The organism is Klebsiella pneumoniae (assembly GCF_000742135.1).
Classification (GTDB): domain Bacteria; phylum Pseudomonadota; class Gammaproteobacteria; order Enterobacterales; family Enterobacteriaceae; genus Klebsiella; species Klebsiella pneumoniae.
The window spans coordinates 29059-41201 of record NZ_KN046818.1; the positions used below are offsets into that span (position 1 = coordinate 29059).

A 12143-nucleotide genomic window follows, 5' to 3' on the forward strand; every position below is an offset into this window, starting at 1 on the left:
TTTTCAACTTGCCGTAATAAAGCATGTTTTTGGATAACGATTAAAAAGTGAATAATTATAAACAGCTTCATTTTTGTAATATGAGTTAGGATAGAAGTTGACTTCTTTGCCAAGCAGAGATGCTAAAATTGCCACATGCAGCCTGTCGGTATTGACAACTTTATACTCTTCAAGAAAGTTTATCATGCAACGGGTAGAATTACGCGCCAGAAATTCATTATCCCAATAATCGCCATTCCAGGTGAGCGAAATATCATGATTGTTTTCTTTGTAGTCTCCAGTTAGAGATTCGGAGTCCGTTCTGAAGCAGTTGGCCTGTTTTTTATAGACGGGTTTAAGTGACAGGTATTTATTAAGATCGAGATAAAATGCCATATCATCAGTAATGAATACGTTCTTGTTTGGTTCGTAGTTGAGAGATTTAATATAATCGAAGGTGATATTTTCGCGACAAAAAACAACAAACTTATCAATATTGTTGATGAATAAATCGCTATACCCTCTGATTGTCGACGGCATTATTATTACTTTATGAAATTTCCCAATATTATTCTGGATAAAGTCATGACCTTCAGAATACAATCCTTCTATCAGGTTTCCTCCGCCTCCAAAAATTAAAATATCAGTTTCAGAACTGTAACGCTCGCCATCTCTGTAAGGAATATAGGTAAGAGCATTTCGTTCAAAAAAGTCATACGTCGCAGATGCAATTACACCATCTCCAGCATTACCAGGGTTTGCCTTATAGACAAATCGATGAGATAGATGATAAGATTTTAGAAGCAAATCAAATTTTAACTTCATATTGGTCATTTTTATCTTGTTTAACAGAAGCTACCGACTGCTATCTTACACTACTTCAATTCACTAATATCATAGAAAAGTCTAGGTTACAAAGGAAGGGTTACAATGAAGAAAATTCTTATAATGACGCCGGACATTGAGGGGCCTGTCCGTAACGGCGGTATCGGTACTGCTTTCACTGCTCTTGCCACTACTTTGGCAAAAAAGGGGTATGATGTTGATGTATTGTATACATGTGGCGACTATTCTGAATCATCTGTATCGAAATTTAGCGACTGGTCACGTATTTATAGTACCTTTGGTATCAATCTGCTAAGAACCGGACTGATAAAAGAGATTAATATTGATGCACCGTATTTTAGAAGGAAAAGTTATTCAATTTATCTCTGGTTGAAAGAAAATAACATCTATGACACTGTTATTTCTTGTGAGTGGCAGGCAGATCTTTATTACACTTTATTAAGCAAAAAGAATGGAACGGATTTTGAAAATACAAAGTTCATTGTAAATACTCACAGTTCAACGTTATGGGCTGATGAAGGTAATTACCAGCTTCCATATGATCAGAACCATCTTGAACTCTATTATATGGAGAAAATGGTGGTTGAAATGGCGGATGAAGTTGTTAGTCCGTCTCAGTATTTAATTGATTGGATGTTGAGTAAGCACTGGAATGTTCCTGAAGAACGTCATGTAATTTTAAATTGCGAGCCATTTCAAGGGTTTGTGACGAGAGATGATGTTACAGTTAAAATAAATGAAAAGCCAGCTTCTGGCGTTGAGCTTGTATTTTTCGGCCGCCTTGAAACCCGTAAAGGACTTGACATATTCCTGCGTGCATTAAGAAAACTATCTGATGAAGATAAAGAGAGCATTTCTGGAGTAACCTTCCTCGGAAAAAATGTCACTATGGGGAAAACTGATTCATTTACTTATATTATGAATCAGACTAAAAATTTGGGACTCGCAGTTAATGTCATCAGCGACTATGATCGTACCAACGCTAATGAATATATAAAAAGAAAAAATGTATTAGTCATCATTCCATCACTTGTAGAAAACTCACCCTATACTGTTTATGAATGCTTGATTAATAACGTTAATTTCCTCGCTTCAAACGTTGGTGGAATTCCAGAGCTTATTCCGCAGGAGCATCATGCGGAAGTTCTATTTATTCCTACACCTGTCGATTTATACGGGAAAATCCACTATCGCTTAAAAAATATAAATATAAAACCAGGGCTTGCTGAATCACAAGACAATATTAAAGAAGCTTGGTTTGTCGCAGTTGAACGAAAAAACAACCGCGCATTCAAGAAAATCGATGAAGCTAACAGCCCGTTAGTTAGCGTGTGTATAACTCACTTCGAACGTCACCATTTGCTTCAGCAAGCACTCGCATCAATAAAATCTCAGACGTACCAAAATATTGAGGTCATCTTGGTTGATGATGGAAGTACGACAGAAGATTCTCATCGTTATTTGAATCTCATCGAGAATGATTTTAACTCTCGAGGCTGGAAAATTGTCCGTAGTTCTAATAACTATCTGGGTGCTGCAAGGAATTTGGCTGCGCGACACGCCTCTGGCGAATATCTGATGTTTATGGACGATGATAATGTTGCTAAGCCTTTTGAGGTAGAAACGTTTGTTACTGCAGCATTAAACTCTGGGGCCGATGTGTTAACCACACCAAGCGATCTTATTTTTGGTGAGGAGTTCCCTTCTCCGTTCCGTAAAATGACGCACTGCTGGCTTCCGTTAGGGCCTGATTTAAATATCGCCAGCTTTAGTAACTGCTTTGGCGATGCTAATGCGCTGATCAGAAAAGAGGTTTTCGAAAAAGTAGGCGGATTTACTGAAGATTACGGTTTAGGTCATGAAGACTGGGAGTTTTTTGCCAAAATATCATTACAGGGATATAAATTGCAAATCGTCCCGGAACCTCTATTTTGGTATAGAGTTGCAAACTCCGGCATGTTGTTAAGTGGAAATAAGAGTAAAAATAACTACCGCAGTTTCCGTCCTTTTATGGATGAGAATGTTAAATATAACTATGCAATGGGGTTGATACCTTCCTACCTCGAGAAGATTCAAGAACTTGAGAGTGAAGTGAATCGATTACGGAGCATCAATGGTGGTCATTCTGTCAGTAACGAGTTACAACTTTTAAATAATAAGGTTGATGGTCTTATTTCTCAGCAAAGAGATGGCTGGGCCCATGACCGTTTTAATGCTCTGTATGAAGCAATTCATGTCCAAGGCGCAAAACGAGGCACCAGCCTGGTTCGCCGGGTTGCCCGGAAAGTGAAATCAATGTTAAAATAAAGTAATATTCGGGGCCCGAAAGGGCTCCGCAAAAATAATATTAACTTTCAGCTAATTTTAAATTTGTCTGTAAATAACCCTGTTTTAGTTGCATGCATTTTTGAGTTCCCGGCCAGATTTGACCCTGGCCCAAATTCAGTGCAGTGCTAAATCAGAGATCTTCGTCTTTCCGGAGACTTCGGATGAATTCAGCCGGAGTCATGTCATTTAATGATGAATGCGTTCTCTCATGATTATATTCCCTGCGCCAGTTGTCGAGTTTGTCCTGCGCATCTTCCAGCGAGAGAAACCAGTGAATGTTCAGGCATTCATCCCGCAGACTGCCGTTAAATGATTCAATAAACGGGTTATCCGTTGGTTTTCCGGGGCGGGATAAGTCCATTGTGACACCGTGCTCATACGCCCATTTATCCAGACTTTTCAAAATAAACTCGCTGCCGTTATCTGTCTGAATACGTACCGGCAGACGCTTGCCCAGCACCCGCAACCTTTCCATCACACCGACCACATACTCACCTTTCAGCGACTTTCCGGCATGGATCGCCACACACTCCCGACTAAAATTATCCACTACAGTCAGCGCCCGGAAACGTCGTCCGTTAAACAGATTATCCGACACGAAATCCATACTCCAGCACTGATCGATACCGATCAGGATCGGACGTTGCTGACGATGACATGCATGCGGGGGCGCTTTTTGCGCAGGTTGAGGCCTTCCAGACAGTAAATCCGGTGTGTTTTCTTGTGGTTAACAGGCCAGCCTTCCCGCCGCAGCTGAATATGAATACGCGGGCAACCGTAGCGGATCCGAGTTTCCGCTATTTACCGGATACGCAGGGTTATCGCCCGATCATCCCGCCGGCTCTGCCAGTGGTAAACGGTTCTGCTCTGCATCAGCAGTCCTCATCCCCGTCGGACACTGATACGGTAAGCCCCCCGCAGAAAATGCATCGCCTGACGTTTCTGAGCCGGCCTCAGAACTTTTGTTTCAGTACCTCCTGCAGCATCTCCTTGTCCAGACTCAGGTCAGCCACCAGTTTCTTCAGCCGCAGATTTTCATCCTCCAGTTGCCGCAGACGCCGCAGTTCGGTCACGCCCAGACCGGCGAATTTCTTCTTCCAGTTATAAAAAGTGGCTTCAGAAATGCCCATCTTTCGGCAGACTTCCCCGTCGCGGGTGCCGGTTTCGGCCTGTTTCAGAGCAAACGCAATCTGTTCTTCGGTATAGCGGGTCTTTTTCATGGCGATGTGCCTCTCTGTGAGATGGAAGAAAGACCGGAGACTTCAGTTTAGCCCGGCACTGTTTTCAGGGAGGAGATCAACACCCCCACCGTAGTACGCGGAAGTATGTAATGAAACGATTGGCATTAGCCCTGCTTTTATTTTCAAAGAATTGGTTGTAGCTTCCGTTCTCACGCCGGAAGCCGACCATTATGACAGCTATCTGTTAGTCGACACTTAACCCGCAACAGCCGTTTCTGGAACAACTTACGACCTCCTGTTCCGTCCAGTGTTCTCCAGACTGTAGGCCAAGCGGTGCCATATTCTAAGCAACCACCAAAGGTGAAAGAACATACTCGCTAGATAAGTTCCAGCGTCACCAGCTTTACCAGCAACACCGGCTAACAGGTAACCACAAGTAATTTACCGGTCCGCGATACCGCCGCCCTGATCCAGCTTCACAAAAGACAGGCTCTTGCTCTGTTGGAATGCAGGCAATTGTGGAAATCTCGTCTGCAACTGACCGTGCGGATAAACACTATCCATAGCTGGCGACCTGCTCCCATTGATTAACATACTTTGATTTTATTACATTTGCTCATTTACTCGCCAACACCAAAAACTTACACTTCCCACATGGAATTAAAAGCAAAAATAAGGATAAGGACGAATGGCTATTGGTCATTTTTTATTTAGGGGTGATAAGACCGCTTGCGGTGGCAGGATTCTTGAAGGATGCCCCGACCATCAATTTTTCGATAAAGATATGGCATGTGAAGGCCATAAAGTAACCTGCGGCAAACATCCAGGGCATTATCGTATCTGCGGCGGCCTTGATAGTGACGAAATACATGGTAAAAGAGTAGCCGGAACACTGCACAGCCGTTGTTCCTGTCCCTGCAAATCACGTTTTATTCCTTCCATCGATGACACTTATGAATTTTCTACAGGGGCAGCGAAAGCCGACACAGCCCAATCTCAAGTCGTCGAATTTCCCGTTCTACCCGGCCCGATTTATGATCCCCAAGCTGATAATGTGACTGACACCTGCAAGCCAGAAGATAACCCGCTGCTGAACGGCGTTTATATCTGGACTGAAACGACAAGTGCAGGTCATGTTTTCGTTTCAGTGCATGAGAATAACAATATCTTCCTCTACACCTATGGACGCTATGGACGCACTGATAAAAGTACCTTCACTGGGGATGGGATTTTAGACTTTTTCCAGGATGAAGATGCGCGTAAGTATTACCGATACGAACTTTATGAAATGGGAGCTCGCGCTTTCCGCATTGATGATGCAGATCCTAAAATAATCCGTAAATTCTTCGAAAACCTTTGGAATGGCGGTGTAACACCAATTCAAACGCCAAACATGCAAGATGGTACAAAGCGAAGAGGCCGAACCATTGATAAGTATGATGTCACTGGTAGCAACTGTACCACTCACTCAGTCGAGGGGCTCAAGTTTGCTGGCTCAAAGGTATTCGAACACGGTTACACATCCACGACAACACAGCTACCAATCGACATAGAAGAAGATTTTACTATTCCGGTTTCACTGCAAAGATATCTTGAATCAAAGAGTGCGGATTTCTCATCAATCCTCGTTGTCGAAATGACTAATACATTCAAACAGCAGTACCCTAACACCGAGAACAAAAGCCCTCAATCAATAGGAGGGAGTGCAAAAATTCAACAATCTGCTGCCGATTCCGCTGCTGTTGCTGGCTCAACATCCCCCTACTCAGGCGGTACAGTAGGCGGTTCATTGGGAAGCACTTACGATGATGAATAAGAAGTTCTGGATCAGATGGGTGAGTATCGCGCTGATCTGTGCAGCGTATTACGCTATCGTGCTTTATTTCGATCTGGTCTTCGCTCTTAACTTTACAGAGACAATGAGTCAAGGCGGAGAATTTACCCCTTCTCAATGTACCTGGTTTGTTAAGGAGCTAGCGCAAAATCACTCTGATTCGGCTTTAGCCTCCATCATTGGTTTCGCTGTCTGCGTCCCTTTGATCCTGCTCATCTTCAAGAAAGTGAAATGACTGTCAAAGGCTGGCGAGATCCAGCCTTTTCCTTCCTCCCTCATTTTAGACAATATGTAGTGGCACACTGAATTTGGCCACCCTGGACTGCCCCCACCACTCCGGTAGACGATTCTGCCCTAAAGTTTGAGTAAAGGAGGTTCGACTGGCGCTTCGTCAACATCATCACCCGCGCCCTGGTGGCACTGGGCCAGCGCCCGGACTACGCCCGTATCGCCCGCCACGTTATCAACATCGACGAACTATTTATCGACTACGCCCGCGTCTTTTTGCCCAGCCACGACCGCCAGGCATGGGACAACGTGGTACGGATTGCCGGTGGCATCACTGAGAAAAACACGCCACGTAATCTTCAGGGAAGGGACAGCTACGTCGTCGCGCTGGAGCAGTACCTTTCAACCACCCGATTACACGACACGATCCTCGACGGTCTACGTACTGCCGTGCGCTATGACAAAACCTATTTCGATAAGATCGTCGCCTCGCTGCTGCCACTGCTGGAAAAACTGACCACCAGAAAAATCTCCCAACTGCTGGCCCCGGACTACGGCGACCTTAACGACCCGCGCCCAGTATTCAACTGGCAGCAGGCCATTCGCCAGCGGGCGATTATTTATGTCGGGCTGGATGCATTGTCTGACGCAGAAATTGCCGCCGCTGTCGGCAATTCAATGTTCGCCGATCTGGTCAGCGTCGCCGGACATATCTACAAGCACGGCGTGATGGATGGCCTGCCGCAGACGGAAGAGAACCCGGCCATCAACCTGCACTGCGATGAGTTCAGTGAACTGATGGGCGATGAATTTATTCCGCTAATAAATAAAGGCGGCGGCGCAGGTGTAGAGGTTACGGCCTACACCCAGACGCTCTCCGATATAGAAGCCCGCATCGGCGACCGCGCCAAAGCGGACCAGGTCGTCGGCAACTTCAACAGTCGGATCATGATGCGGGTGCGGGAATCTGCCACCGTCGAATTGTTGACGAAGCAACTGCCGCAGGTGGATGTGCTCAGCAACAGCATCAGTTCCGGCGTTACCGACAGCGCCGACGCACAGGGCAATATCAGTTTTTCCAGCAACACCCAGGATCGGATGAGCAGCATACAGGTGCCGTTACTGGAACCCGCCTCACTGGTACAGCTTCCCAAAGGGCAGGCGTTCGCTCTGCTGGAAGGTGGTCAGCTCTGGAAGCTACGCATCCCATTACCGGACGCAGCACACGATCCGCTGATGCCGGAAAGCATCACACACATAGCCCGCTATATGGAAAAACAGTACGACAGCACGCCCATATGGTGGGACCGCCCGGAGACAGTTGTAACGGCGAAAAATGACCCTATTTTATGGCTGAACGACAGCGAAACCACGGAGAAACAGACCGATGATACCCCGGACACACCGCCAGCTCGTGAGCGTTGAAGTGATGTGGCCTGCACAAACACTGCCTCTTCCCCTGCAACAGGCGGTGGAAGCGCTGACGCAGGGAGAAACGCCCGACCAGATTATCGCCCGGATGAATTTGCAGGGCTTTCAGGCATGGCGCGAAGCTACATCGCCGCAAGGCGAACACGACATTTTTCAGATACGACTGGATGAGGCACACGAGGCACGGTTCCTCTGCCGCTACATTACTCTGCCGCTGCACTGATGCCCGAACATGCGCCACCAGGCCCCGTGCGTCGCCCCGGACGGCTCGGCTGGATAGCATTACTTCCCGGCGTGCTGGTCGGCTTTTGCCTCGGCGCGTGGATGCTGGCGATAACGCTGGAGTGGCTGGGCGAGGCGTTTTTCTGGCGGAACACCTGTGCCAGTCACAGTGAGCAGGTATTGCAGGTGACATGGCAGTGGTGGAAAAGCTCTGCTGGCGCACCGATGTGGTTAGTAGAAGACCTCGCGATTGTCAGCGATACGTTGCAGCAAGGGATTGCGGCGCTGGTTCATTCGCTCAACGGGCAAAGCGGGTTGTTCTGGACGGAAACCATCACTACGGTGATCCGCTGTGCGTTACTGTCTGCGAGTAAGTTACCCTTACCTTTCTGCTGCGCTGGCTATTTTATTGCAGGCGCTACCACAGTTTGTGCTGACCATTGTTATAGGGCTGATTGACGGGCTGGTACGCCGCGACTTACGGCGATTCGGCGCAGGCCATGAGTCCGGGTTTGTTTATCATCATGCAAGGCGTATGATTTCATCCAGCTAGACAGCGACGGGGCTGGTGTTGCCGCAATTTCTTACCCCTGAATATTTTGTGGTACTAAGTTCAGTAATAGTTGGATTAGCGGTATCCTTTGTAATTAGGACATTTAAAAAATATTTTTGAGTATATTAAAATGACATTAAAGACTATCATCGAACAATTTCCACCGTTATCAGTTGATGAGCTAGTCACTGGGATCAATAATTTCCCTCAATACAACATAGCTATGAAAAAAGAATTCTTAGCTAAATTGATCAAACACCACCCTTTGCTCTATGTTGATTGGGGAGAAGGCTCTTCATATTATAGAGCAAGGTATATGGGAAATGATGCGTCCCCTATTGACCACGTCAGTAAAATTCTTTGCCCCCCAAAAGAAATAAGATCCTACGGTAGAATTGATTCAGATGAAAATGAGATTCTCTACACAGCCAGCAGTAAAAACACTGCACTTAACGAGTTAAAAAATTATAATAATAGCTTTAATTATTATACTATAGCTACTTTTCGTATCTATAATAGCATAAAAGTTCTTCGGTAATGACTCCAACTTACTGATAGTGTTTTATGTTCAGATAATGCCCGATGACCTTGTCATGCAGCTCCACCGATTTTGAGAACGACAGTGACTTCCGTCCCAGCCTTGCCAGATGTTGTCTCAGATTCAGGTTATGTCGCTCAATGCGCTGAGTGTAACGCTTGCTGATAACGTGCAGCTTTCCCTTCAGGCGTGATTCATAAAGCGGCCAGCCATCCGTCATCCATACCACCACATCAAATACCGACAGCAGCTCCAGAAGACGCTCCAGTGTGGCCAGAGTACGCTCACCAAAGACGTGTGCCACCACCGTCCTGCGCATCCTGTCATAGGCGTAAAATAACCAGCGCTGACGTGATTTAGCCCCGACGTAGCCCCACTGTTCGTCCATTTCCGCGCAGACAATGACGTCACTGCCCGGTTGTATGCGCGATGTTACCGGCTCCGGCCTGAGTTTTTAAGTGCCGTAAAATCGTGTTGAGGCCAACGCCCATAATGCGGGCACTGGCACGGCACCCAACCCCATTCATAGCCATATCAATGATTTTCTGATGTGTACCGGGTTGAGAGACGGTGTAAGTGAAGCTGATTTGCCATGTTTTACGGCAGTGAGAGCAGAGATAGCGCTGATGTCCGGCAGTGCTTTTACCGTTACGCACGACGCCTTCGGTAGCTGAACAAGTGGGACATCTGATGGAAATGGAAGCCACGCAAGCACCTTAAAATCACCATCATACACTAAATCAGTAAGTTGGTAGCATTACCAAGTTCTTCCGATCGGGGAACTTTCACATACTCAAGTTACAGGAAGAGGAATGCTTCTGGGTAATCAATCACAATCAATTAACAAATTGATCAATGCCTGCAATCCTGATGAAGTAACCCGATTACTTATAACTGACAAATTCCTTTCTGACTCTCTAATGAGCGATAACTACAACATAACTTCATATGTTGCCAATTGTATCTTTGAAAAAAATTCTGACATTTATGTTATAGCATACCCCAGCAAACAATATCCCGGAGGAATAAATTTCGCCATAAAAAACAAAGTGATATGGGATCACCTCGGCATAAATGCAGTTAGATATGCGCAGATTCGACATTTAGCATGTGGCTACTTTGAAGAAAGAAATACACGTCATGTGAAAGGGATTACACAAAGAGGGAAACTTATCTGGGATGAAAATCATGCTGATGATGAATATTATACCTATCCTTTGGAACCGCTCTGGACCCCGGGACAGAGCATTTAAATTATAAAAAACTCTGTTTGATTCATCGGCTGACAATAACAGTTTATAGGGTCATCTAGCAAACGAATGCCAGCGGGATGACTCATATGACTACAAATAAGCTGACATTCACGATTTTCACCATAATTGACCAGCCCCCAGGATTCGATATAACCGTAAGTTAGTAATATCTGTTTTCTAACTGTTTAATTCCCCATTTCACCATCGTGCTGCAAATTCTGATGGCGTCTGATAATTTAGTGCTGAATGTGGACGACACTCGTTATAATCCTGCCGCCAGACATTAATGGTTTTCCTGGCGTGACCGATATCTCTGAACTAGTGCTCATTCAGACATTCATCGCGAAAGCGTCCGTTAAAACTCTCAAAAAATCCGTTCTGCGTTGGTGTAAGCGCACCCGTTTTAGTTCCACGCACTTTTTGAGATTTCCGGGGTTTCAGCCATCAGCCGGTATTCTTCCGGCGTCAGGCTTTTCAGGGATTCATGGGGGCGCTCGCTGTTATATTCAGCCAGCCAGCGCTCTGTAATTTCACGTGCTTCGTTCAGGGTTCTGAACAGATAAAAATCCAGTATTTCTGTCCGGTACGTCCGGTTGAATCATTCGATAAAGGCATTCTGTGTTGGCTTGCCGGGCCTGAGAAATTCCAGCATCACACCATGCTCTTCTGCCCATTGTGCCAGCGTCAGCAAGACCAGCTCCGGACCGTTATCCATCCGCATCTTCAGCGGATATCCGCGGTTTGCCACGATCCTGCCCAGCACTCTGACAACCCGCTGCGCCGGGATATTCAGGTCAATTTCGATCGCCAGCGCTTCCCGGTTATAACCATCCACCACGTTGAAGGTTCTGAAACGTCTGCCGCACACCAGCGCATCGTGCATAAAATCGATGGACCAGCTCTGGTTCATCGCCTCTGGCGTTGCCAGCGGAGCCGGATTGCGCACCGGCAGGTGCTGTTTTCCCTTACGGCGAAAATTCAGTTTCAGCAGGAAGTAAATCCGGTGAACGCGCTTATGGTTCCAGGCGTTGCCCTGCCTGCGAAGGACCTGAAAAAACCTTTTATATCCGTATCGCGGATAGCGTTCAGCCGCCACGGTCAGCGCCATAATGACTGGCTCATCACGTTGCGTATCCGGCTGATAACGAAATACCGTCCTGCTCAGCGACAATATCCTGCATGCCTGACGTAAGCTCATGGCAAACTGCGCGGTCAGATAGCTGACCAACTCACGCTTTATCGCTGGTTTTAAAGCTTTTTTTCAATAACGTCTTTCAATGCGCGGCACTCGAGGCTCAGGTCCGCAAACATCTGTTTCAACCGGCGGTTTTCATCTTCGAGGTCCTTCATCTTTTTGATATCAGAGGCTTCCATACCGCCGAACTTCGCTTTCCAGTTGTAGTACGAGGCCTCAGAAATCCCGGCTTCGCGGCACACATCTTTGACGGTGCGTCCGGCTTCGACGGACTTCAGAACGGCGATGATCTGGTGTTCGGTGAATCGGGCTTTGCGTATGGCGATCTCCTCCAAGGATATATTCAGTATGCCGGAAGATCTCTAAATGTGAATGGTCCGGTTTACCGGGATGCTTACAGGTTGACTCAGATTGACTTCTGTTGAAAGGAGAATCGCGAAAAGCCTTGCGTAGCGCGGATTTCAGGCACAAAAAAGACGTCCGTCGACGTCTATTGATGTTCCGATGTGCGAAGGCCGGACTCGAATTTCACACCTAATAGACTGATATCAATAT

The 12143-nt window shown here is 46.4% G+C and carries 8 protein-coding genes and 5 pseudogenes; 8 read left to right on the top strand and 5 right to left on the bottom strand.

Annotated elements, in window-relative coordinates:
* Positions 1-3 precede the first annotated feature (3 nt).
* Positions 4-813 (bottom strand): polysaccharide pyruvyl transferase family protein, encoded by an 810-nt coding sequence (locus tag DR88_RS0124825; protein ID WP_004177598.1) that lies wholly within the window; start codon positions 811-813, stop codon positions 4-6.
* A 96-nt stretch (positions 814-909) separates the two neighbouring features.
* On the opposite strand from DR88_RS0124825, the gene DR88_RS24670 reads away from it, so the two are divergent.
* Positions 910-3132 (top strand): glycosyltransferase, encoded by a 2223-nt coding sequence (locus tag DR88_RS24670; protein WP_004178423.1) that lies wholly within the window; start codon positions 910-912, stop codon positions 3130-3132.
* 151 nt (positions 3133-3283) lie between these two features.
* Here DR88_RS24670 and DR88_RS29210 read toward each other — a convergent pair.
* A pseudogene (locus DR88_RS29210) lies at positions 3284-4373 on the bottom strand (IS3 family transposase).
* A gap of 649 nt (positions 4374-5022) precedes the next feature.
* Here DR88_RS29210 and DR88_RS24655 point away from each other — a divergent pair.
* The 6 genes and pseudogenes from DR88_RS24655 to DR88_RS27450 all read left to right on the top strand — a co-directional run bounded on the left by DR88_RS24655 (position 5023) and on the right by DR88_RS27450 (position 9140).
* On the top strand, positions 5023-6150 hold the full coding sequence (locus DR88_RS24655) for a PAAR domain-containing protein (protein WP_004146856.1): 1128 nt from the start codon (positions 5023-5025) through the stop codon (positions 6148-6150).
* The gene (locus DR88_RS24650) at positions 6140-6403 is read left to right on the top strand and encodes a hypothetical protein (protein ID WP_004192273.1); all 264 of its coding nucleotides are present in this window, start codon (positions 6140-6142) and stop codon (positions 6401-6403) included. Before DR88_RS24655 ends, DR88_RS24650 begins: the two co-directional genes overlap by 11 nt.
* A gap of 134 nt (positions 6404-6537) precedes the next feature.
* Positions 6538-7821, top strand: a pseudogene (traD, locus tag DR88_RS24645) (conjugative transfer system coupling protein TraD); the annotation flags it as partial.
* Positions 7784-8050 carry a hypothetical protein gene (locus DR88_RS24640; protein ID WP_004178415.1) on the top strand — a complete coding sequence of 89 codons (267 nt, stop codon included), beginning with the start codon at positions 7784-7786 and terminating at the stop codon, positions 8048-8050. The pseudogene traD and the gene DR88_RS24640, both read left to right, overlap by 38 nt.
* Positions 8050-8722, top strand: a pseudogene (locus DR88_RS24635) (IncC plasmid conjugative DNA transfer DtrJ family protein). Before DR88_RS24640 ends, DR88_RS24635 begins: the two are co-directional and overlap by 1 nt.
* 10 nt (positions 8723-8732) lie before the next feature.
* Positions 8733-9140 (top strand): hypothetical protein, encoded by a 408-nt coding sequence (locus DR88_RS27450; protein WP_227539924.1) that lies wholly within the window; start codon positions 8733-8735, stop codon positions 9138-9140.
* A 10-nt stretch (positions 9141-9150) separates the two neighbouring features.
* Here the strand turns inward: DR88_RS27450 and DR88_RS24630 are convergent.
* Positions 9151-9847, bottom strand: a protein-coding gene (locus DR88_RS24630) for an IS1 family transposase (protein ID WP_151393810.1) whose coding sequence is annotated in 2 segments (ribosomal slippage) — positions 9151-9595 and positions 9594-9847 — 699 coding nt in all. Because the reading frame shifts where the segments join, the coding sequence is not laid out codon by codon here.
* Positions 9848-9952: 105 nt separating this feature from the next.
* Between DR88_RS24630 and DR88_RS0124835 the strand changes: the two genes are divergently transcribed.
* Positions 9953-10393 (top strand): hypothetical protein, encoded by a 441-nt coding sequence (locus DR88_RS0124835; protein ID WP_004146852.1) that lies wholly within the window; start codon positions 9953-9955, stop codon positions 10391-10393.
* A gap of 198 nt (positions 10394-10591) precedes the next feature.
* Here the strand turns inward: DR88_RS0124835 and DR88_RS29565 are convergent.
* Together DR88_RS29565 and DR88_RS0124840 are read right to left on the bottom strand one after the other, a co-directional pair.
* Positions 10592-10780, bottom strand: a pseudogene (locus DR88_RS29565) (integrase core domain-containing protein); the annotation flags it as partial.
* Positions 10781-10796: 16 nt separating this feature from the next.
* Positions 10797-11908: pseudogene (locus tag DR88_RS0124840) on the bottom strand (IS3 family transposase).
* Positions 11909-12143 lie beyond the last annotated feature (235 nt).